General features: G+C 36.1%; 18 protein-coding genes. 2 read left to right on the top strand and 16 right to left on the bottom strand.

Going from position 1 to position 23,087, the window contains the following annotated elements; genetic code table 11:
• Positions 1–9: 9 nt before the first annotated feature.
• From CLNEO_RS04760 to CLNEO_RS04740, 6 genes are all read right to left on the bottom strand, one after another.
• Entirely contained in the window at positions 10–1,440 is a 1,431-nt protein-coding gene (locus tag CLNEO_RS04760; RefSeq protein WP_066085190.1) for a YfcC family protein, read from the bottom strand.
• 275 nt (positions 1,441–1,715) lie between these two features.
• The gene (gene pepV, locus CLNEO_RS04755; protein WP_066050565.1) at positions 1,716–3,104 is read right to left on the bottom strand and encodes a dipeptidase PepV; all 1,389 of its coding nucleotides are present in this window, start codon (positions 3,102–3,104) and stop codon (positions 1,716–1,718) included.
• A 37-nt stretch (positions 3,105–3,141) separates the two neighbouring features.
• Positions 3,142–4,455: a sigma-54 interaction domain-containing protein gene (locus CLNEO_RS04750; RefSeq protein ID WP_083531848.1), complete on the bottom strand. Its 1,314-nt coding sequence runs from the start codon at positions 4,453–4,455 to the stop codon at positions 3,142–3,144.
• 185 nt (positions 4,456–4,640) lie between these two features.
• Positions 4,641–4,784 (bottom strand): hypothetical protein, encoded by a 144-nt coding sequence (locus CLNEO_RS15725; protein WP_157723479.1) that lies wholly within the window; start codon positions 4,782–4,784, stop codon positions 4,641–4,643.
• Between the two features lie 625 nt (positions 4,785–5,409).
• Positions 5,410–6,246, bottom strand: a complete 837-nt coding sequence (locus tag CLNEO_RS04745; protein WP_066085187.1) for a GGDEF domain-containing protein — start codon at positions 6,244–6,246, stop codon at positions 5,410–5,412.
• Between the two features lie 231 nt (positions 6,247–6,477).
• Positions 6,478–7,860, bottom strand: a complete 1,383-nt coding sequence (locus CLNEO_RS04740; RefSeq protein WP_330382564.1) for an HD domain-containing phosphohydrolase — start codon at positions 7,858–7,860, stop codon at positions 6,478–6,480.
• A 94-nt stretch (positions 7,861–7,954) separates the two neighbouring features.
• Here CLNEO_RS04740 and CLNEO_RS16480 point away from each other — a divergent pair, with 94 nt between their 5' ends.
• Both CLNEO_RS16480 and CLNEO_RS04730 read left to right on the top strand, forming a co-directional pair.
• A complete protein-coding gene (locus tag CLNEO_RS16480) occupies positions 7,955–8,296 on the top strand; it encodes a transposase (protein WP_066050552.1) in 342 nt (113 codons plus the stop codon).
• Positions 8,256–9,095 (top strand): IS3 family transposase, encoded by an 840-nt coding sequence (locus tag CLNEO_RS04730; protein ID WP_066050549.1) that lies wholly within the window; start codon positions 8,256–8,258, stop codon positions 9,093–9,095. Before CLNEO_RS16480 ends, CLNEO_RS04730 begins: the two co-directional genes overlap by 41 nt.
• Before the next feature lie 86 nt (positions 9,096–9,181).
• Here the strand turns inward: CLNEO_RS04730 and CLNEO_RS04725 are convergent, their stop codons facing one another.
• From CLNEO_RS04725 to CLNEO_RS16110, 10 genes are all read right to left on the bottom strand, one after another.
• Complete coding sequence (locus tag CLNEO_RS04725) at positions 9,182–10,297, bottom strand: DUF262 domain-containing protein (RefSeq protein WP_066085182.1); 1,116 nt, start codon at positions 10,295–10,297, stop codon at positions 9,182–9,184.
• 606 nt (positions 10,298–10,903) lie between these two features.
• The gene (locus CLNEO_RS04720) at positions 10,904–13,870 is read right to left on the bottom strand and encodes a type III restriction-modification system endonuclease (protein WP_066085179.1); all 2,967 of its coding nucleotides are present in this window, start codon (positions 13,868–13,870) and stop codon (positions 10,904–10,906) included.
• Positions 13,867–14,262, bottom strand: a complete 396-nt coding sequence (locus CLNEO_RS04715; protein WP_066085176.1) for a DUF2513 domain-containing protein — start codon at positions 14,260–14,262, stop codon at positions 13,867–13,869. The genes CLNEO_RS04720 and CLNEO_RS04715 overlap by 4 nt, the downstream gene beginning before the upstream one ends.
• A gap of 12 nt (positions 14,263–14,274) precedes the next feature.
• The gene (locus CLNEO_RS04710) at positions 14,275–16,230 is read right to left on the bottom strand and encodes a site-specific DNA-methyltransferase (RefSeq protein WP_066085173.1); all 1,956 of its coding nucleotides are present in this window, start codon (positions 16,228–16,230) and stop codon (positions 14,275–14,277) included.
• The gene (locus tag CLNEO_RS04705; protein ID WP_066085170.1) at positions 16,223–16,900 is read right to left on the bottom strand and encodes a hypothetical protein; all 678 of its coding nucleotides are present in this window, start codon (positions 16,898–16,900) and stop codon (positions 16,223–16,225) included. The genes CLNEO_RS04710 and CLNEO_RS04705 overlap by 8 nt, the downstream gene beginning before the upstream one ends.
• On the bottom strand, positions 16,897–17,577 hold the full coding sequence (locus CLNEO_RS04700; protein WP_066085168.1) for a DUF4391 domain-containing protein: 681 nt from the start codon (positions 17,575–17,577) through the stop codon (positions 16,897–16,899). The genes CLNEO_RS04705 and CLNEO_RS04700 overlap by 4 nt, the downstream gene beginning before the upstream one ends.
• An 8-nt stretch (positions 17,578–17,585) precedes the next feature.
• Complete coding sequence (locus tag CLNEO_RS04695) at positions 17,586–20,873, bottom strand: helicase-related protein (protein ID WP_066085165.1); 3,288 nt, start codon at positions 20,871–20,873, stop codon at positions 17,586–17,588.
• A gap of 13 nt (positions 20,874–20,886) precedes the next feature.
• Positions 20,887–20,985 carry a hypothetical protein gene (locus CLNEO_RS16230; protein WP_242864165.1) on the bottom strand — a complete coding sequence of 33 codons (99 nt, stop codon included), beginning with the start codon at positions 20,983–20,985 and terminating at the stop codon, positions 20,887–20,889.
• A 504-nt stretch (positions 20,986–21,489) separates the two neighbouring features.
• Positions 21,490–22,869: a relaxase/mobilization nuclease domain-containing protein gene (locus tag CLNEO_RS04690; protein WP_242864155.1), complete on the bottom strand. Its 1,380-nt coding sequence runs from the start codon at positions 22,867–22,869 to the stop codon at positions 21,490–21,492.
• 43 nt (positions 22,870–22,912) lie between these two features.
• A complete protein-coding gene (locus CLNEO_RS16110; protein ID WP_164493065.1) occupies positions 22,913–23,083 on the bottom strand; it encodes a hypothetical protein in 171 nt (56 codons plus the stop codon).
• Positions 23,084–23,087 lie beyond the last annotated feature (4 nt).

Below are 23,087 nucleotides of genomic sequence, written 5' to 3'. Positions count from 1 at the left end.
TAACTCCTCCTATGCCATAATGAGAGTAGCAGCTACAAGTACACCTATAGTTGCTAAAGCGATAACAAATAGAAATTTTCCTACAAACTTCATCCATATACTATAAGATGTTTTTGTCATTGTAAGTACGCCCATCAAAAGACCACTTGTTGGTGCAACTAGAGCAATCATCGAGTTTGCAGCTGCGTATGCGATAACTACAATTTCTCTACCTACATTTGCGAAATCCGCAAGCGGTGCTACGATACCCATTGATAATGTTGCAAGACCGGAACTTGAGGGAACAAAGAATGAAAGTACTAAATAAATAATATATGTCGCCACTGAGAATACCACAGAAGAAACATTCATTAAAAGTTGTTCGCCAGCATGAAGAATAGTATCAGTAATCATAGCATCGTTCATAATAACAGCTACCCCGCGTGCTACCCCAATGATTATGGCCACGCCAAGCAGATCTTTTGCACCATTAATAAATGTATCGATGAAATCATCTTCGTCCATTCGGTTAATTATTGCAACAACAATAGCACCTGCAATGAATATTCCGGAAAGTTCACCAAACCACCAGTACATAGTAGGAATAAATGAAATACCAAGGTCTTCCCAAGGAAGTACACCCCAAAGCATAATAAGGAATGAAATCAAAAATATAATAAGAGTTAATTTTCGTTTTCCAGTAAGTTCTGGAAGATTGTCATAATCTGCATCCTTTAAAAAAAATTTTTTATTTTCTTCTGCTTGATTATATACAAGAGACTTTGTTGGGTCCTTACGAACTTTTTCAGCATAATTCATTGTAAATATAATGCCGGCAGGGATATAAATTGCAAGAAGAACAATTCTTACTAAAATACCGTCGCCAATGGAAATACCAGCAAAACGGCTTGCAATAGCCACCGCAAAAGGATTAGCAATTGAACCCATAACACCGAGTGCGGCCCCCATTTTAATTACACTTAAACCAACTAAAGTATCATACCCTGCTGCCAAAAGAACGGGTATGAGTACTGGGAAGAATGGAAGAGTTTCTTCTTCAATTCCAAAAGCTGCCCCAGCAAAGGAGAAGATGCACATTAAAATAGGAATCAAAAGTTTTTCACGACCTTTGAGCTTTCTAATCGTATGCCCTATTCCTGCATCAATTGCACCGGTTTTCATAACAACTGCTAAGAAACCACCTATAACAAGTGTATAAAGAATAATATCTACCGAATCCATAAAGCCGTTAACAGGTGCCAATATAATTGCTCCCAGTCCCTGCGGATTTGATTGCGTAATATGGAATGTTCCTGCAATAGGCTGAAGCTTTGAAGCTGTCGGATCTACATAATCATATGCACCCCCCGGTAATATCCATGATAGTATTGCAACTAGAATTATAATACCTATAATAATTGCAAATGATGACGGCATTTTGATTTTTTTCTTTTCTTTCATAATTACACGCTCCTTTAGTAAATAAATAGTATAATACAGATGTCTACATATCTTTTATGAGCAAAATTGGTGCCAAAGAAAAATCAAATCCTTTAAAACACTTAAAAACCCACAAAAAAAATTTTTATTTAAGTAGTTTTTTCAACTTTATTTTCAACCGAGACATTCATAAGATAGAATTTAAGTTAAAATCAACTTGTTATGCCAAAAAAATAAGTCGAAAACAACTCGCTAATTATTTTCGCAATAATTAATAAGTTGTTTTCGACTTAGTACTAGAGTGATACTAATTCATAAATAGCATGCGCATATATTTCAGTCATTTTTATTAGACTGTCAATTTCAATATATTCATTTACTCTATGCCATGCCTGGTTTCCTCCCGGGAAGATTGCTCCAAAAGCAGCAACATTAGGAATTACCTTTGAATAACTTCCACTTCCACTAACTATAGGTTCAGATTTATCTTTGGTAACCTGTCTGTATGCTTTTAAAAGGGCTTCGATTAAAAAATGTTCTTTTGGGAAATAAACAGGATCCCAGTAAGAACGTTCGTATTCCTTAAATCCATTTGAATCAAAAATATGCTTAAGCCTCTCTAGAGTTTCTACAAAATCGCATGTAACCGGATACCGAATATCTAGTCTAATCACTGCATTTTCACCGTCAAACTCTATAATGCCAAAGTTTATCGTCAGTTTCCCTGAGAAACTATCACTGTAGTCTACACCTAGCTTTTCGCCGTAGATATCATGGCCTAGATAATCATTTAGGAACGTAATAAGTCCTCTTACCTGTCCTTTTCCAAAACCGATTCTATACAAAAAGCTGATCATCGGACATATGGAATTTATACCCATTTCCAGGGCCATACTGTGTGTTTCCATACCATATGATTCTATCACGACTCCATTTTCTACAATTCTTGCAGACATATTGTGTCTGTTTTCTATTGCAAATTTAGAAAGGTTCGTTACGATTTCTTCCGGACGGTTCGTGCTTAAAAACGCTTCACAGTATCCTGGGACAGTGTTTTCAACAGTGCCCCCTTTTAAATAAACGATTCGTTCATCATCGTTTTGTGGAAAATCACCACGGTATTCAAGCATAGCAAGACCTTTTTCTGCATATACAACAGGAAAATGACCATCTAGTGTAAAGCCTGCAATGGGAGGCTTTTCAATTTGCAAGTAATGAGCCATATCTTTAAAATAACGCTCTTCATCGGTGCCAATGATAAGTCTAACTTTTTTATTCAATTTTCTTCCTGATTCCTTAACTGCTTTAAGAGCATATAATGCAGCAATAAGCGGCCCTTTGTTATCCATAGTACCTCTACCATATATTTTGTTATCTATAATACGACCTTCAAACGGCGGCACCGCCCACATATCTCCTGCGCTACAAATATCTACATGACTAAAAACGCCTATATATAAATCTTCTTCTCCGTATTCCACATATCCACAATACCCATCTAACATTTTAACATGAAATCCCATGTTCTCCGCTAAATCTAATACATAAACAAGAGCATCGTTCATTTCTTTGCCAAATGGCATTCCTTCAGAGCCTTCTTGTTGTATACTTATAATCTTTACTAAATCCTGTAAGGAGGAAATAATTTTCTCCCTCTCATCGTTTATTTCTTTTTTAAAATTCATGTCGTCACCTGCCATTTGTAAATTTAGAATGTTCCTATTATTGAATATTATATTTTCGGAGAAGCCTAGATGCTTTTGTCTGACTTATGCCAATGGCAGTTGCCAATTTATAGGTACTTTTGTATATTGAATAATATCTAAAAAGCAACTCTTTTTCAAAGGCTTCTACTTCATCTTCAAATTTAATGTTTTTTATTTCATTATTTTCTGCGACAGTATCTGTCTCATGGAAGCTTGGAATATCCCCAACAGTAATCTGATCGTCACGCGAAGTCACAACTAGTCTTTCCATAACGTACTGTAACTCCCGTATGTTTCCACTCCATCCCTCAGAACAAAGCAACTTCCTTGTTTCAAAGGTAATACTTTTGTTTATGTGGTATGTTTTGTTATATAACTGCAAAAAGTAATCTATAAGAGGATTAATGGCATCAACACGTTCTCGTAAGGGGGGCATATGAAATTCAATTACCCTTAAACGATAGAATAAATCTTCACGAAACTTATGCTCCATTACTTGTTTTTTTAGATTAAGATTAGTTGCAGAAATAATCCTTACATCTACCGTTTTAGACTTTAAAGCACCAATGGGGGTGTAAGTTTTTTCCTGAATAAGCTGTAAAAACTTCGATTGAAGCTGCAGCGGCAATAACCCTATTTCATCTAGAAAAAGGGTTCCTGTGTCTGCTGCTTCAACAAGTCCTTTTTTCCCCTTTTGACTTGCACCTGTAAAAGCACCTGCGACATAACCAAAAAGTTCTGATTCTATCAAATTTTCAGGGATAGCCGCACAGTTTATAGTAATAAATGGTTTATTTGCCCGTTTGCTCTTTGAATGAATATATTTTGCCAACATACTTTTCCCTGTCCCTGATTCACCTGTTATAAGAATTGTAGAATCAAAATTAGATATTCTGCTTATTGTTTCGAGGATAGACTGCATTTTAATATCACCTAAAAACATATCTTGCGCAGGAGCTTCGGGTACATGTTCTTTAACTGGAAGGATGGGTGCTTTAAACGGTGTTGCAATTGTTTCAATAATATAATTAATTTCACCATTATGTAATATGGGAGCAGTATTAATATAAAACAACCCTAAATTTTCAATCTTTTTTTGATAAGACTGCCCCTCACTTGTTTCAATGACGGCTTTAATTCCAGTAACCCCTTGATACTCAACATTTTCAATAGAAGAAAAATGTTTACCTACAAATGCTTCTGAACCATGGAGATAAGCATTTTTAAAGGCCAAATTATAATATCTTATGATACCTTCTTTATCATACATACAAATATAAAAACCTATCGTATTTACAATATCATTAAAGTTGATTTTATTAAATTTCAAAATCACACCTCCGTTTTTGCACAACCTCTTAATAATATTGTAGCTGAACACATTATCTAATGCAATATATGTTACTAAATAATATTTCTTTCAAACTGGATTCGTGTTTACATCGAAGAAAGCAAAACAACAAAAATTGCCACCAAATTCGTCACAAATATATCTGGTATTTACATTTTGATGTGCTAAACTTTCATGCCAGACATGACACCTTTTCTATCAGGCATCTGACTCAGATGTGGCGCAATTTCAGAAAAAAATGTCAATGTAGTCAACCGTTGATTCCCATCAATCACATCATAATAAGGGATCTTTTCTTCTTTTTTCAACTATACTTCCAAGAAAATAATTATCATTCTTCTAGTCTTATTAAAATCCAAAAGGTAATCAAACAATATTTTAATTTGTTACTTTTTTCATTATGCAGTATATCTTCAGCCTATCCTTTACAACTGTAAAATGCACCCATCAGTAAAATCTAATGGGTGCATCAAACCAATTCCTATTTTATATAATACTCCTCAACCACCAAAAGCTAATCAGTCCACTCAATCCTAAGGATTGCCAGTTCCCAACAAGTGATTTTACAAGGAAATTCAAGAATTCATATCACAGAGAAATTTCATTCAAAAATTCGGAAACCGTATTTTCCAAGCTTTTTGCTCCTCTTACTCGCTCTACTAATTCCCTCTTGGTAGGTAAGAAATTCCCCAATTTTTTCAAGCCAAGCCATGTTTATGTTAAGTTAACAAAAATTTTGTCATAAGTATCGCTTTTTTATGTTTCCTCAAGATTTACAGAACATAATGTCTTTTTATTCCTATTTTCCGGGTAAATTAAAAACATTATAAAATATGCTTTTAAGTTGTTTAAACTAAAACAGACAATTCACAATCAAAGTAATTTCTATTTAACAGTCTTATTTCGTCCAGTATTTTTTGCCTCATAAAGCTTCTAATCAGCAAGCAAAATCATATCGTTTGCCTTCCAATCCATGTCATCATTAGGCATAGTACATATTCCAAAGCTAGCTGTGATCTTTATTTCTTGCCCTTCGTAAGTAAATATATTATTTTCAATACTTCTCCTGATTTTTTCCGCTATTTCATAAGCAATACTATTATCGGCATAGTTTAATACAATAATAAACTCCTCTCCTCCATATCTCGCTACCCAATCAATTCCTTCTCGTATCGATTTTGATAATATGTATGCAAAGTCAACTAAAATTTTATCTCCAGCTAAATGTCCATAATTATCATTAACAAATTTAAAATGGTCTATATCCGTCATCAAAATTGAAAATGAATTTTTTTCATTGCTGTTTTTTATTATATCAATAGGTAATCTCTCATTAATGTATCTTTTATTATATATGCCAGTTAACTCATCCTTAATAATTTTATTATTCATCTCTTCTATAATTTTTTGAACCTCGTCGACTGTTTTATTGACATAATTTTCAATAATCGAACAATCTGTTATATCTTTTAATAGCTCCAAAATATATTTATTAGTGCCAATGTTAAAAGGTGAAGCAATTACCATGTAAATTTTCTCTTTATTATACTCTATTTTAACAAAGGTGTTTTCTTCATTATATGCCCTCATCGATATACAGTTAGAACAATAGCTCTTGGATTTCCAAAGGTCAAAGCAATTACCAACTGTAGGAATGTAACCTTTATTATCAATAATTACTCTTTTATTTATAGGATCAACTATTCTTACCATTTCATATAAATTTTTGAAAACAGACAGATGTTCTAGAAGTACATTTACATTATCCATTATTTCATCTCCTAAACCTTAAGTATATATAAGAAATAAGCTTACAGATACTCTTCTCATTTTTAATAATGAAATTTCCATCATCTCCTATTCCTCCTAGCTTAGCTATTATTGTCTAGGTCAATCAAAATTGCACCACTACAGTATAAAATTTGCTTATAAAGCACATCGTGCAGCATAAGGCATCATGCCTCTCATATAAGGAGCTTTATACCTGCTAAAACAATGCAATTAGAATTCGCCTTTCCTCGTCCAACAATATTTTTGACACGCATGAACGATTTCAGGATCAAACTGAGTTCCTGAACATCTTTTTAGTTCTTCAATCGCTTGTTCATGAGAAAACGCACCCTTATATGTCCTAATTGCAGTCATAGCCTCATAAGCATCTGCAACGGTTATAATTCTTGAAACTAAAGGTATATCTTCACCTGACAGACCTCTTGGATACCCCTTACCATCCCAGCGCTCATGGTGCGAAAGCACATATTCAGCTAGTCTTGTATACACGTCTGCCGATTTCAGAATATGATAACTGATTTCAGGATGCTTTTTAACTTCTTCATATTCGGCTTCTGTAAGTTTTCCTGGCTTATTTAAAATATCGTTATTAATTGCAATCTTACCAATATCGTGCATTAAGCCTGCTAATTCTAGTTCCTTTATGACCTCATTATCTAACTTCATTGCTTCACCGATTTTGCGACACAACTTACTAACTCTTTCTGAATGTATCTTTTCTCGGGCATTCGCCTCATGAAGGGTATGCATGATAACTTTAATGGTTTGATTTCGCATGCTCTGACTCTCTGTTATTTTCTTGCGGTACATAAAGTCTTCAGCCTTAGCAAACACTTCCCTAATATCATCATGACTACTTTCTTTTGTTTCCCAACCAATGGAAACAGAAATTACAACATTATCTACCTTCTGAAGTTCCATAGCCTTGTATATCCTTTTGATGATTAACTCTGCCTCGACTGAACTCGTTCGTGGAAGCAATATGACAAATTCATCGCCACCAATTCTTGAAACAATATCCTCTGCTCTGCATTCGCTTTTCAAAACCTTTGCTACACTTTGCAAAAGCAAATCTCCAACTTCGTGACCAAAGGCATCATTTGTAAGCTTAAGGCCGTTGACATCTACCATTGCAATAGTAAAGGGTAAATTTCTATCTACATCTAATCGTTTTATTTCTTCTGCAAAAAAATGCCTATTAAAAAGTCCTGTCAACTGATCATGATAACTTAGGTATTCTATTTTTTTCTGTTTTTCTTTTTGGTCAGTAACATCTCTAAATACCAAAACTGCACCAATGATATTTCCATTCATATCTGTAATGGGAGAAGCTCTGTCTTCAATAGGAATCCCATCCCCGTTTTTCGTGATAAGAACAGCATGATTTTCAAGAGAAACAACTTTTTTAAGTTGCAAAGCTTTTGTCACTGGATTCACACATTTTTCTCGTGTGTATTCATTAATTATCTTGAATACTTCCTCAAAAGGTTTACCAGATGCCTCTTCCTGTTTCCAGCCAGTTAATTCTTCGGAAACAGTATTCATTAATACTATATTTTCGTTTTGGTCTGTAGAAATCACTGCATCGCCAATTGACTATAATGGTACCTGTAATCTAGACAGGTTACTTCAAATTTCTTAGTGAATTCTGTTATAATAAATACATCTAAAAAAGGACGGTATTCACATGAAAAAAAGACGTAGTTTTACACCAGAATTCAAAATACAAGTTGTACTAGAGCTTCTTCGTGAAGAAAAGGAGCTGAATCAAATAGCTGCTGAGCATGAGATTGCTCCAAATGTTCTTCGTAACTGGAAGAAAGAATTTTTAGCTAATGCATCAAGTGCCTTTGATAATAAAAAAGAAGCTTCTTTTGAACAAGAACGTATTGACTACGAAAAGAAAATCGATCAACTTTATAATACAATTGGCCAGCTTACGGTAGATGTGAACTGGCTCAAAAAAAAATCTGATCAAGCTCTTGGACATGGCTGGGAAGAAAGAACTGGTTACAAAGGACGATCCTAAACTGTCTATCAGTAGACAGTGTAAACTCCTTGAGCTTAATCGTAGTAGTATTTACTACCAAGAACAAGCCCCTACTGTATGTGAAATAAAAATTAAGCATCTTATTGATCGTATTCATATGGATCATCCAGCATGGGGAACTAGGAGAATATCTGCACATCTTATAGAGCAAGGCTATTTCGTAGGAAGAAAGCTTGTGAGACGTTACATGCAAGAAATGAGAATCTATGCCATCTATCCAAAACCAAACCTTTCAATGCCTAATAAGCAGCATAAGGTTTACCCTTATCTACTGCGTAATCTTACTATTGATAGGCCTAATCAAGTATGGTCTATTGATATCACATACATTCCCCTTGGCAGAAGCTTTATGTATCTTACTGCTATTATTGACTGGCATTCTCGTTACATAGTAGGTTATGAGCTTTCGGACACATTACAAGTTGAATCGGTAATAGCTTGTGTTAAAAAGGCTATTGCCATATATGGAGTACCTGAAATTATTAATAGTGATCAGGGCAGTCAGTTTACTAGCCTTGAATATACTAATCTCTTAAAGCATCACAGCATCAAAATCAGTATGGATGGTAAAGGGCGATGGGCAGATAATATCATTGTTGAAAGATTCTTTAGAACACTTAAATATGATGATATTTATATTTATCATTACCAAACCCCTAGAGAGCTACGGGCTGGTATTAATAAGTTTATGAAATCCTATAATGAAGAACATCCTCATTCAACACATGGTTACAAAACACCATATGAAATTTATCATGGGGTAAAAGTAGCATCTTAATGGAGGATTATTTGTCATACCTACAAATATGTATATTCCTTCTGACAAACAATCACTGGTAAAAAATGGTTCATTAAGAATTTACTTTAGGCTGCCTTGACAAAGGAACCACTATAATTTTCTTCGTCTTGCCATATGCCAATAATTTTTTCAATGTCAGAAATAAAGGCCTTTGGAGTTTTAAGCGGTTCCTTATTTATATCAGTAAAATATCTTCGGACACCAGGCAATGTAGTGTCCTTCTCATTATTCTTCGCTCTAAGAATATACATATACTGATTTAGAATATCATCAATAGTAGAAATTCTTTGCGCCCCTAAACTATTTGTATTTTTTATAATCTCGCTCCAACTTTTCTTAAATTCTGTTTTATCTACATCATAATTGCTATATAACTTTGCAGAAAGAATGTCAGCATCCGCAAGCGGCATACCAGTAGAATTTAGTGAGTTAAATATTTCTATAGCCTCTTCTGTTTGGTATGAAATAACAGCAATCACTTGGCATTCTTTTAATAAAGCTTTGGCAAATCTGTTTACTTCCGTTGAATCAAAATAATCAAGCTTTTCTGAAAAGAATTTAAAATTCCTAAAAAAATTAGTATATTTATTATCTTTTTGTTTGTGCTTAATTGTAACAACGTTTCTTTCTATTTCATCAAAAACCTGTCCTTGAAGAATTGCCTTTATTTCATTGGGGTATTCTTCATTAATTGATTTATTCTCATATTTTGTATGTAATTCAGAAAGTTGTTTGCTACCTTTTATTACCAAAGATACATCATCTTCATCAATGGAATATAGGCAGTTTATAATTTCCCGTCTTCGGTTTTCCAATGCATTTTTTATGCTCTCAGCATCTTCATCAGCTGATATATTTTTCAAAATAAAATTAATTTTAATCAGTAATGCTTTTAATAATAATATGAAAGTAGTCATTCGTTGCTGTCCGTCTATAATATACAATTGTTCATTGTCATTGTTAATTATAATTGAGCCAAAAAAGTAAGTTTCATTTTTTCCGTTTTCTATAAATGATTCAATGTCCTGCCACAGCTTATCACACTGCTCATTAAATCTCCAATTGTAGGCTCTTTGATAATCCGGAATAATAAAAATCCCATCCCTACCTAGTATGGAATCTTGAGTATTTGAAAATATCCCTTGGATATTCTTTAACTTTGCATCAATATTCTTTGCCATTATAAACCCCCTATAAATACCTACGTTCCAAAATCTTTAACCAGCAGAATATATCACTAAAAACACATATTTCAATAAATATAAAATCAACAAATCCTTTGTATATTTTAACACAATTTCCCATATATTCAAAATTTTTTCTAAAAGGTTATATGAATGACCACTAATTCTTCTTCGACAAATACTTGGCGAAGCATACCTTTTCAAGCAAACGACTTATTGTAATATGATTCTCAAACAGCGTATACCGCCCGTAAATCCCTGTCCAATATTTATTTGATAAAAAATAGTAGGACGAGGTAGCACCTTAGAAACATAGTATTTATATCTAACTTAATCAAGTATGGAATCTTATCATACATATAGATAACCTGTCGTTCCCCAATAAAATACTTATTTGGGGAGGAGCGAACGGTAATAATGTCAATTCCGGCTTCAACCATCAACGCATATCTGGATTAATGGTTGTTCGGTGTATTTTAATACCAACGGAATTAAGATACTCCATAAGCTCAGTTGAGGAAATTGAATCAGCTCATCAGAGTTTTCGTGCAAATATTCGAGAAGATAGAGAATTCTTGATTTTTCTCCATAATAATATCCCCCTCAAATGTTGGTTTCAAAAAAGTCTTTAAAGCTATCTGCTTTAACAAACTGTGTCGCTTTGCCAAGTGCCTCAAAATGCTTTTCGCCGCACTTGATTTTTTCTCGTTCAGTGGGGCGTAGGGCTTCGTCTAAAATATTACCCTTGGTTTCTACCACAAAGTAAAGCTTGTTCTGTCCGTTGTCCTCAATTACTACAGCCCAGTCAGGGTTATAACTTCCAAGTGGTGTAGCAATCTTAAACCAATCGGGCAGTTTGGCATACACTTTAACGCTTTCGTTGCTTTCAAAGCTTTCTGCAAAGCTACGCTCCACTCCACTGTCATAAACCACGTAGTTATAGACTGAACGGTGGCTTTCAATCATGTTGCGTTCTAAGTATCCAGTCAGTTCCTGAGTGTCAAATAGCTCCTGAGCGTAATATTCGCTTTCGCCCAGCTTAGTGTATTTGATGCCGTCTACAATTAACAGCTTCATGACGGAAGTGATGCACTTGGCGGCATCCTCCATATAGGCCTGCGGATTCTTTTTAAATAGGTGTAGCGTACTGCTCTGTATCAATATTTCCACAATGGTTTTACGGGTCAAGTTGGTGCGGTTTTGTAGGTAGGTCACTACATCTGGCAGTGTCTCTTTGATATCAGAAGTCATTACCGACAATCGCTGTGTTTCAGCTGTATCAACACCACCGACAGAAACATTAACCTTAGCTTTAGAATATACCAGTTTTGCGGCATTGATGGACAAGGTTTGATGCAGGCTCTCGCAGCATTTTTCAATCAATACTTTGGAATCAAAATCTACTGCATAAGTGGTTTTGTACTTAATTTTATCCCATAACTCTTTGAAATCTTCGCCTAAATACAGCTTTTTATTCAGGCTGACTGTGCGCCTATTCGCAGCTGGTTTGATATTAAGATTGCCGCTTGCTTTCTTACATACTGCTGCAATGGCCGCTTTGTACTCTACCACTTCTTCAGGCACCGCAAGAGTATTTGTTTTCAGCGCTGCTTTTAGCTTATCCGTCACATTGTCCTTAGCATCCACATAGCCACAGGCCTTAAATACACTGTAAATTTGCTCAGATTTTTGCACACCCAGATATTCTACACTGCCGCCTTCCTTTTTAACAGGAATGTTAGCAAATGTGTGTTTTTCAATAATGCCAAAGCGGATGCCTTCTTCTGCTTCATACTCTTTTTGTAACTTAGCGGCAAAATCCTCATAGCTTTCGTTTGCCATGACAGTAAGCGTATTGATTGTAAATCCATGTTGACGCTCTCCGTTTTGGTTAACACATAAACGTAAACCACGACCTATTTCTTGACGTTTTTTTACTTCGCTCTTAGTTTCGTTGAGCGTACAAATCTGGAACACATTAGGGTTGTCCCAGCCCTCACGCAAGGTTGAGTGAGAGAAAATAAACCTCAACTTAGTATCAAAGGATAACAGCTTTTCTTTCTCCTTCATAATCAGGTTATACGCATCATCGTCAGCGGCAGTCGTGCCGTTTGTATCCTTAAACACACCCTTTTTATCAGTGGAAAAGTAACCATTATGTACTTCGTTGGCAGTGGTATCTAAATCAATATCGTTAAATAGGGTGCGGTATTTTGGACGCTGAATTAGTTCGGTATAGTGCTTTTCAAACAGCTGAGCGTAAATACCCTTTTGTGGATTTCCCGCCCCGTCATAGTAGCGGTAGTTAGCCACACGATCGATAAAAAACAGGCTTAGCACCTTGATACCTTGGTGGTTTAGCACAAGCTCTTTATTTAAATGCTCCTCAATGGTCTTGCGAATCTGCTGTTCCTTAATCGCAAGGTCGTCAATATCCCCTACTGCTTCACCAATGCGCAAAATAGTGGGTTTGGTAGAAAAGCTAACATATTCGTTGCCTTTTTCGCAATAAATATCATCAACGATATAACCATCATAAATTTCACGATTGCCCAGCTTGCTTGCAGAAAGTTCATCGCCTTGGCGCACCGTTACCGCCTTGCGCTTTACAGAGCCTTTCACATCACAGTCCAGCTCAATCTTGGCAGTGATGGGACTCTTTTTATTATCCACGCTGATAAGTTTCATATACGCATTGTTGTGGTAGTCCACGCTTTCAAAACTGGCCACCTCGATTTGCTTTACTAACTCTAGGTCAAAGGCATCTACCGCATCTAGTTTATACAAAAGATTATGTTTTTCAACGTGAGTAGCCGAATAACGTAAAGTACAAAGTGGATTTAAAGACGCAATAGCTTCTTTTGATTTCGGGGTAGTATCTACAGACTGCGGCTCATCAATGATGACAAAAGGACTCGTTTCACGAATCAGCTCAATAGGACGCATCCCGTTCAATTTGTCGTTTTGGCGGTGAATGATGTTTGCTTTGTTCTCGGCAGTTTCGTCTACAAAGCTTCTGCGGAATGCTTCGATGTTGATGACCATAATGGAAATATGGTCGCTAACGGCGAAGGAACGTACTTGCTCCAGCTTGGTTCTATCATAGATGAAATAGTCATACACAGTGTTGTCATAAAGATTGCCAAAATGGTCTTTGGTAATTTCTAGGGACTTATAAACGCCCTCTTTAATGGCAATGCCAGGCACAACAATGACAAACTTAGAAAAACCATAGGCTTTGTTTAGCTCAAAGATTGAACGCAGATACACATACGTTTTGCCCGTGCCAGTTTCCATCTCCACATCAAAATCGTAGGCACCCTTCTTTAAGCGTTTTGTTTGGGGCAAGCCGTTACGCAACTGAATGTCCTGTAGGTTGGCAAGAATCTCATCCTCGGTCAGCTCCAGCTTGTTCCCGATACCATGCTCGGTATCATTCAATCCAATCTGCCCAGCATAGGCAGAAACGGTGAAGTTAGACTGCTTTGGCGTTTGTCCACGAAAGAGGTCGACCACCGCAGAAACCGCCTGCTTTTGGTGAGGAAGTTTTGCGTCAAATTGTAGTTTCATGGCTTCACCCCCTTTATAACACCCTCAACCATTGAAGAAATGATAGTCGATGATACATCCTTTATGACATCAATAACAAGAGGGAGTCCCTTTTCTGTAATCGTTGTTTTTGTATTATTCCAGATAGTATCTTCACGAATTTTGTCCAGCAAGTCATACCCTTCATTTGTTAAATTACCGATTGAATAAAACAGCACGCTTGCCCCTTTGCCACCCCTTGTAGGTCTATAATCATTAATTAAACCAGATTCATACATAAGTTGACAATGATCCGCAACTGTCTCCATATCATACCCTTCAATGTTGATACAGTGTAATAACAGCTGCCCTGCAGGAAATTCCTCTTCTATCTTAAATAATATCTTTCTTATTAAATCCATATCCCTTTTCATATTTTCCGCCCCTTAAATCGTTATAAATGCATCTTCCTCCAGACCAGCGCATTTGAGGATTTCTTTGATGTTTGTTTTGGCACTGTCGGATGCAAAGCCGTTATCTTTGAATACGGCCTTCCATACATTAGGTGCAAGCTCCTGATACAGACTTACCATACCCTCAGCGACGGACGCAGTGATGTTATCATCCAGACAAATCATCAAGGCACCAAAGCCGACGGAATATACATTTTTGCCCTCAAAGCTATGCTGTTCTAGTGGATAGGTAAGATCAAGTCCCATTTTGAGCATGATTTCATACACCACATCCAGCTCACTGCGGCCATCTAAAAAGTTGCCTACTGTGTCTTTAAGGATGGTTTGGAATTTATCCATATCAAATTCCAATTCGCCTTTTTCGTTTTGTATGTATGCACCTGCATCACTCCACTTTTTCAGGTTGGAGTTGTCCAACTTAAACACCTTAAAGCCAATGTCAGGCACTTGTTTCGGCTCTTCACCAAGCATTATCTGGGCATTTTGCTCCTCGACCTCTGCTTTGATTTTCTCTCCAGCACGGCGGATGCGCTCTTTACCAATTTCGCATATAGTTTTGTAGCCAGCTTTAGCGGCTTCCGTACCCTCAGCGCAAGGCTCGGGCAGTTGCACACAAATAAACTTGCGGTTACCACCGTCTTCGGCATTTAACTTCATTACTGCATGGGCTGTTGTGGCAGAGCCAGAGAAGAAGTCGAGTATTATAGCATCGCTTGAATCGTTACAAATCTGTTGAAGATACTTTATAAGCGTTGAGGGCTTAGGTGTTTCAAATGCCGCAATTTCGTCAAATAAAGAAACAAGTTCCCTCTTACCAGAATCGTTAGTCCCCACATTATCTGCAAATAATAATGTTTCGGGTGTTAACCCCTGCTTTCCTTCCGTCAAAAACTTTTTTATTCTCGGAACACCATTACCATCCGAACCAAACCAAATGCGATTATCAGCTATTGCTTCTTCCATTTTAGTTTGGGTATAGCGCCAACAAGAACCAGATGGTGGGTCTACTTTTCTTCCGTTTGGGGTAGTAAGAGTGTAAAATTGACTTTTCGTTCCATGCCCAGCCTGTGCAATAGCAGGGACAGAAGTCCAAACTCCACGAGAATCATTATCAGGGTTTTTATACCTTTCTATTGCATCTTCTGTCATTATATCTAGCCCTATTGCTTCAGATCTAAATTCATAATTTTTTACGAAACATAAAACGTAATCGTGCCTAACAGAAATTATTTTCCTGTTTTCTCTAGTTTTTCTCTTTTCCCATATAAAATTTGCGACAAAATTGGCGTCACCAAACACTTCGCAACACAGTTTATATAAATTACCTATTTCATTGTCATCAGCACTAATAAAAATAATCCCATTATCAGTCAACAGATTCCTCGCCAAACGCAGACGCGGATACATCATATTTAGCCAATCGGTGTGATATCTGCCGTTGGCTTCGCTGTTTGTGCCAAGCTTTCTGCCCTCATCGTCCACCTGTCCAGTAATACGCTTGTAATTTTCTATGCTGTCAGAAAAGTCATCGGGATACACAAAGTCGCCACCTGTATTGTAAGGTGGGTCTATGTAAATCATTTTAATTTTTCCATGGTAGCTTTTTTGCAGTAGCTTTAGCACTTCCAGATTATCGCCCTCAATGTACATATTCTGCGTAGTGTCCCAATTTTTGCTCTCTTCCTCTTCGGGGTATGGACGCAGTGTACCCAGCGACGGCGTTTGTGAAAGGCGCAGAGCTTTGCCCTTGCCATTCCATGTAAAGCTATAACGCTCCTTACTGTCGTCCACATATTCGCCCAGTAGTTGCTTTAATTTATTAAAATCCACCTTATCCTCACAGCATACCTCAGGGAATAGCTGTCGCAGTGCCGAAATGTTCTCCTGTAATATATTCAGGGATTGTCCGTTTAAATTATTTTCAGTCATTCGTTACTTCCTCCTTATATTCTTTAAACCGATTTAATGAGTTTTTAAACAAAAATCCATCCGTTTTCAAAATCGGGTCGTTATATTTTTCAAATATTAAATCCATTTCTTGAATGTATCTAAAGCCAAATGAATTGTTCCAAGTAAAAATAAAACTGATGTTAAGTTCATCCTTTTGAAAATCCTCTTTTCTTAGTTTAACTTGAATACCACGATTTTCATTATTATCAATAAAATATCCTACTGCACCTTTTTTATGGAATCTGCTATTTATTCTGATTTCAATATTATTGATTGTTCCAAAAGAATTCCCTTTGTTAATAAAATTTATTGATGGGTTTTCATCTAATATTGCATTTAACCCAGTAGGATAAAAATACGTCATTTTCTCACGCCGTGTCATTTCCATTATCATTTCGTTTGTATCATTTGCTTTTTTGTTCTGCCACAGTGCCAACGCACCCAAAGCAACTGTACCTAAAAAAGAAAGAAATGAACCATAAAAAATAATCAAATCACTTGCAGAATAGGCGGTGTTGGCTTCCTTTAAATCTTTACCCGCCATATATGCCCAGTTTATTATAAATGGTACGGCAATCATATTAGCTAACATAATACCTATAACAACCACTATCCACCATTTTTTATACCAAGGTTTCTTTTCACTCATATAGTAGCCTTCTCTTTCTCCAATCTCTTTATCTCCATGTTCAGTTCCACCTTTCGGTTAAACTGGGTTTCCTTTTTCAACTGCGCTCGTAGGGCAGTGATTTTTGCTTCCAGCGCTTCTGCCTTATGCAGTAACTGCCGTGCCTGCTCCCCCGATATTATTTCAACCCTTGTAATTTTTTTTGCATTCTGTATTGATACAAAATCAACAATATCGCAATAGAGTGTATAGCAATTTCTTAGGTTCATTTCATTTAAATCAAAAAGCATTTCAGAAAACGGCAACCAGTCGGTAATGATTACCTCTTCCAGTACGTTTTTTAAGCTATCATTTAAATTCGTCCTCTGATGGCAGACTGCAAGTTGCATTTGCTCCTCAGTCTGAAAAATTATAATTGACGGATATGGAATGGCACTCATTATAAAATCAGTAATTCTCTTTGTATTGGCATCTAATGTAACATCAACATTGAAAATATTGATTAGAGGATATTCTCTAATATCATCTTTGTACGCAGGAACATTACTATTTGATGGTTCAAGCTGAAATGATAAAGTTATCTTTCTGACATTGCTTGATAAAACCTCTCTCTCCACCTTATTTAAGTTGCCAAAGCTTAGAAAGTTCTTTTTTGCTATGAATTGATTCACTGCACATCTATCAGGAATACCAAACATTTTATCACCTACTTTATAACAAGGAATGTAATCAGTTCAAAATCCTCAATGCCATCAAAATTCTCATGACTGATGATTCCTCCACCTTTGCTAAATAAACTAGCTACACCAACTTCTTGTTTTTTTCCAATCAAGTTTTCTATTGCCTGCTGCAAAAGAATCGTATATTCATCCATGTTGCGACCATCATCAGTTTGCTCATTAAACTCTGCAATAATATCTTGCAATATCTCTTTTTGTCCTTTGCAAAGCTTTTTATAAATATCAAGAATTTTCTTTGCGTGAACAAAATTAAGTTTAACTTCACCGTCATCCGTAACATAAGCCATATAATATGGGAACTGTGGATTTTGCTCTTTTGTTTGCTTTGCACCTTTTGACTGTTTCAGTGTAAAAATTACACCAGGCTTTACCACATCTTTTACACTGTCAGGTATCGTAGCAACTGCATACATACCATGGGGCGCATCATTCAGCTGTTTTCTGTTTTCCTTCAGTGCTTCCATTAAGTCTGCTTTAAAATCACTAAAAGTCAGGTCGGTTATTGAAATACCGCCAGAAATATCTTCAAGATCAACAACTGTATTTTGTAGGCTAATCAATTGTTTTTTCCGATATTCAAGGTCTTTCATTTCTCTACTCTCATTTTGTTCAATTAAATTTTCTTCTCCAGTAGCAGAAACATCCAACAGAACCATACGCCCCTTAACACGCTGTTGAAGATTTATGTACTCATCAAGATCTTTCGTAGGCCAGAAATTCACAAGCTGTATTTTCCCATTTTTACTACCGATACGGTCAATTCTACCAAATCGCTGAATAATGCGAACTGGGTTCCAATGAATATCATAATTGATAAGGAAATCGCAGTCTTGCAAGTTTTGTCCTTCCGAAATGCAATCTGTGCCTATCAGCAAATCAATTTCACCATTCATTTCAGGAAAAATTTTTGCCCGTTCTTTTGATACCGGTGAGAAAAGGGTAAGCACAGTATTCAAATCAGATATTTTGATTTGCTTTTTTAGTTCTTTAGGAATATTTAGTGTGGTCTTGTTGTCGGTGCTTCCGCTTACAACTGCGCTTGCTATACCAAATTCATTCAAATAGGGTGAAAGGTTCATGTAGAGGTAAGCAGCCGTATCTGCAAAAGCAGAGAAGATAATTATTTTTTTGTTATTTTCGTTAATGGGATTCTCAAGCTTGTCCTTTATTACTTTCTTAAGTTCTTTAAGCTTTGCATCACGCTCAGGCGTAATTTTTCTTGCTTCATCAAGTAAATATTGCAATTGTTCCTTATCCCACAATAAATCCTGCTTCCACTTAATAAGGTCCATATCCGCAAGATTTACTTTAACCGCGTTCCCAACGGAAAATGCGTCAAAGTCCTCTTCCTCATCGCTTTCTGTAATATTTTGCGATACCGAAATGTTTAAAGCACCGCTTTTAAAATCTTCAATAGAAGTAATTGTCTCAATAATCTGCGTAAGTATTTTTTCAACGGTTAATGAAAAGGAGTGAATGGAGCTTTCCATTCTTTTTAAAATGTTTACTCGCATTAAATCAACCAAGCTGCTTTCACGGTCGGTTTGCTTAAATATGCTATTACCAACTTTTGCATCATATTTTTCACTATAAAAATTACGCATTTCCCCTCGAACATACGCAAGTGGTGAATAGACACACAGTGTTAATTTCTTTATTTGTTTATTTACTTCGCTTATTGAAGGAAATTCACCTTTCAAGTCAATATCTGTATACTTGTTTTTCGGGGGCATACGCTCAGGGAATTTTCCTATCTCTGCTAGATTATAATATTTTTCAATATGCTTTCTACTTCTTGCAATCGTAACGGTATCCAATAGTTTAAAATAATCTAAATCCATCATTTCAACAAAAGTGTCTGTAGTTCTTTCTTCGTCTGAAAGTGAAGACCATTTGTTAAATACAAGCTGGGCCTTTCTCAAAATATGTTCAAGATTATTCAGTCCCACATCAGCAAACGCGCCACTTTTCCCTTCGGTAATAAAGGCAATCTGATTTTTTATATCGTTCATTCGGTTGTTCACAGGCGTAGCAGAAAGCATTAATATTTTTGTTTTTACGCCAGCTTTGATTACTTCGTTCATCAACTTCTCATATCGTGTAATTCTGCCCTTAACAGGAGAATTATTTCTGAAATTATGACTCTCATCTATCATCACAAGGTCATAGTTCGCCCAGTTAATTGTTGATAAATTGATTTCACCGCTATATCCGCCATCACGACTTAAGTCTGTATGATTTAGAACATCATAATTGAACCTATCTTTTGAAAATAGGTTTCGTTTATCATTTTGCGTGTAAACGCTCCAATTTTCATGGAGTTTTTTAGGAGTAAGGACTAAGACTCTATCATTGCGCAATTCGTAATATTTTATAACTGCGAGTGCTGTAAATGTTTTACCAAGACCTACACTATCTGCTAAGATACAGCCATTATGTTTTTCAATCTTATCAATGATACCCATAACGCCATCTTGTTGAAATTTATAGAGCTTATTCCAAATTTCTGTTTCTTTAAAGCCAGTCTTTGACTTTACGATATTATCTTCTGTCAACTCATCAAGATATTTTTCAAATATATGATAAAGTGTAACGAAGTAAATAAACTCCGTCGTGTTTTCTTTATAGAGAACACGCATGTGTTCAAGAACTTGTTCCTTAACATCCTCAACAGCATTTGGGTCAGACCACAGATCATCAAATTGTTTCAAAAAAGTCCAACTAAGCTCTTTGCCGTAAATACACATATTGCTATCGATACGGTCGGATTTCGTTATCCCAAGACCATCAGATGTAAAATCTACTGTTCCGCTAATCGAAGTATCAGTGTTTTGATTTTCTATGTAAACAAGTCGAGGTTGCGCAGCATTGGGAACTTTCAAACTTTTTATCTGAACTTTATCCTCAAGCCATCTTGCACATTCTTTTGCAATCGCTGCTTGCTTCATTTCATTTCTTAACTTAATTTCAAATTCGTTGCCTGAAATTGAAAGCTCATTTCTTTTTTCTAAATAATATTCACGAATCAACTCCGCATCTTTATTAATAAAAGTTGGTTCCGTGAATATAAAACGCATATTATCAATATGAGACAATTCTTTTTTTAATTCAGAAAAGGCATATATAGTAAAATAGGCTGAGATTACACTGAGTTTAGAGCCTTTCCTAATATTATCCTTTATTTCATCAATAACCCTTCCATTTCTTTTGTTATCAATCATTTTAGGCGGCTTGAAACTTGAATTTATACCCATAATTACACCTCATTCACAATCTGTATGATATCTCGATATCGCACACAAGAACCTTGCAAATTCTGATGAGAACTTCAAAAGGTACAAGTTCGTCCTTGTTAAGCTTAAACATCGTTGCAATACTGATTTTTGTTGCATCTTCAAATCGACCTTTTTCATTTGTGATCAATCAAAAGCTTACACAACCGTTTATAGCTTACTCCCATAATAGTTGCGCCTCTGTTTCTTGCTTTTTTTGACAATACAATTAATATTTTACGCTTTCCAAAAGAAAAATACAACGTTGTATAGCGACTATGTAAAACTTTATTGTATAGTTTTAAGATTTTAACGACATCAGCAATGATTATATTTGTTACTCAAAACCACTCTTTCAGCCTGAATAGAACATTACATTAAACCAAATAAAATAATTATCATAGCTTTTGCTAGAAATTTTCAAAATTCAGGATCTTTAATAACATCCTCTTACATTCTTGGCAAGCAGGGCAAGGCGGTACACACCTTGCTTTTGCTTGTTGGGGAAGTATCCCCAAACCCTACAAAAGCACAGCCTTCTTGGGCTGTGCTTTTAATACTCTCTTTTGAGAGTAGCATCACCTTGTTTCACTTCGGTTTATAGGGACTTTTCGGTGCGTTTTTTCTCTTGCTGTTTCTCGTTAGTTTGAATGTCGAGAAGCTGTTCTACATTGGCTTTTGCGTTTAGAATTTCAACTATTTCTTTCTTCAACGAATTGTATTTAGAGTATGCCTTTTTCTTCTCGGTAAGGAGCGTGGCATACTCTGTTTTTAGGTCTGCCATTTTGGGCAGCTTTTTCAAATTCAAACTTTTGAAATGGTCTTTTGCTGCTTGGTGCAAAAGTATTTCTGTAATGTGTTCCTCTTTGAATTTAGAAGAATATCCCGACTTTTTATAGTCCTCGTAGACAGCCTTTGTCTTTGCAAACTGAGCGATGTTCTTCTGTAAAATAGAGATTTCCGTCATTCGTTTTTCGGCTGATTTTATGCTGTCGGAGATGGTGGAAAACTCCTCGGTTATACCCTCGGCTTTTATCTTTAATTCTTCATAATTCAGCAGATTATTTTCCGTTAAATAGTTAATGGTTTTGGCGTACTGTTTGAGGTTAAAGGTCTTTGCCCAGCGTTCATACCCGGCACCCTTTTGATTGATTTTGTTTTGCAAATCAAGGGCAAGGTTAATGCGTTTATCATTGTAACGAGCAACTCGTTTTTGCGGTTTATGCTCTTTCTTACCCTCAATAACTTCACGCAAAATATCTTCTGCGTAGCTTTCCCCCAAGGAACGCAAACGGATAAATTTTTTCTGTTCCGAACCTTTAAAAGAGAGGTGCTTTCCGGTCTTGATTTCATAGCCTTTGCTTTGCATTTTTTGCAAAAATTCATCAAAGGTTTTCGGCTTTTCGGCTAAGACTTCATCAATGACAATTCGGAGTTTATCGGAAAGATTAAGCGGTTTATTTTCCTCCAGCCAACTACCGTAATGCTTTGATTTTCCCTTTGGATTTTCTATAATAGAAAGTCCATTTTGCAAACAAATAAGGTCATTCATTTTTGCCACAGCTCGACCGCTTCTGAAGAAATCTCGAAACTTTTTATCACAGCTCAGATTGGTAGAGTTCCAAATAATGTGGTTATGAATATGCGATTTATCAATATGGGTAGCCACAATAAATGCGTGGCTGCCCTTTGTTATTTTCTCAGCTAATTGGTAGCCTAATTTGTTGGCAAGTTCGGGGGTAATTTCCCCCGGCTTGAACGATTGGCGGACTTGATAGGCAATGACATCATTTGTCTGTGTTCTGCCTGTTTTTTGTAAGTAAATTTTCTTGGATAAAAGAAACTGACTATCTACCAAATCCTTATCACACATAAAGCTGCTGACCAGCTCTCCGCCATCTGTTTTGTCGGGATTTTTAGCATAGTCTGTTCTGTCTGCAAGGCACTGTGCAAGGCTTTTACCCTTGTTTATGTGCATTGATATAATTCGTGTAGTGGCGATAAGGACACCTCCTAATTATTTATTTTTCAACTTTTTCCTCGCAATCAAAAACTCTTTTCAACTCAATTATTTGAGGTTCTTCACTACTTAAATACATTTCCTCGGTTTTCTTTTGCACCTCTTGTAAATCAATAATTACATCGGTTATTTTATTAAACAATTCAAAATACATCTCTTTGTAATTCGGCATTTTG

Source organism: Anaerotignum neopropionicum (assembly GCF_001571775.1).
In the GTDB taxonomy this organism is placed as follows: domain Bacteria; phylum Bacillota; class Clostridia; order Lachnospirales; family Anaerotignaceae; genus Chakrabartyella; species Chakrabartyella neopropionicum.
The sequence above is the reverse complement of the archived record's forward strand: the minus strand, read 5'-3'. Positions and strand labels throughout refer to the sequence as shown.

Excerpts from the sequence above, each read along its gene's own strand:
- CLNEO_RS04760 (WP_066085190.1), bottom strand. The coding sequence starts at position 1,440 with ATGAAAGAAAAGAAAAAAATCAAAATGCCGTCATCATTTGCAATTATT.
- pepV (WP_066050565.1), bottom strand. The coding sequence starts at position 3,104 with ATGAATTTTAAAAAAGAAATAAACGATGAGAGGGAGAAAATTATTTCC.
- CLNEO_RS04745 (WP_066085187.1), bottom strand. The coding sequence starts at position 6,246 with ATGGATAATGTAAATGTACTTCTAGAACATCTGTCTGTTTTCAAAAAT.
- CLNEO_RS16480 (WP_066050552.1), top strand. The coding sequence starts at position 7,955 with ATGAAAAAAAGACGTAGTTTTACACCAGAATTCAAAATACAAGTTGTA.
- CLNEO_RS04730 (WP_066050549.1), top strand. The coding sequence starts at position 8,256 with ATGGCTGGGAAGAAAGAACTGGTTACAAAGGACGATCCTAAACTGTCT.
- CLNEO_RS04725 (WP_066085182.1), bottom strand. The coding sequence starts at position 10,297 with ATGGCAAAGAATATTGATGCAAAGTTAAAGAATATCCAAGGGATATTT.
- CLNEO_RS04720 (WP_066085179.1), bottom strand. The coding sequence starts at position 13,870 with ATGAAACTACAATTTGACGCAAAACTTCCTCACCAAAAGCAGGCGGTT.
- CLNEO_RS04715 (WP_066085176.1), bottom strand. The coding sequence starts at position 14,262 with ATGAAAAGGGATATGGATTTAATAAGAAAGATATTATTTAAGATAGAA.
- CLNEO_RS04710 (WP_066085173.1), bottom strand. The coding sequence starts at position 16,230 with ATGACTGAAAATAATTTAAACGGACAATCCCTGAATATATTACAGGAG.
- CLNEO_RS04705 (WP_066085170.1), bottom strand. The coding sequence starts at position 16,900 with ATGAGTGAAAAGAAACCTTGGTATAAAAAATGGTGGATAGTGGTTGTT.
- CLNEO_RS04700 (WP_066085168.1), bottom strand. The coding sequence starts at position 17,577 with ATGTTTGGTATTCCTGATAGATGTGCAGTGAATCAATTCATAGCAAAA.
- CLNEO_RS04695 (WP_066085165.1), bottom strand. The coding sequence starts at position 20,873 with ATGGGTATAAATTCAAGTTTCAAGCCGCCTAAAATGATTGATAACAAA.
- CLNEO_RS16230 (WP_242864165.1), bottom strand. The coding sequence starts at position 20,985 with ATGTTTAAGCTTAACAAGGACGAACTTGTACCTTTTGAAGTTCTCATC.
- CLNEO_RS04690 (WP_242864155.1), bottom strand. The coding sequence starts at position 22,869 with ATGCACATAAACAAGGGTAAAAGCCTTGCACAGTGCCTTGCAGACAGA.
- CLNEO_RS16110 (WP_164493065.1), bottom strand. The coding sequence starts at position 23,083 with ATGCCGAATTACAAAGAGATGTATTTTGAATTGTTTAATAAAATAACC.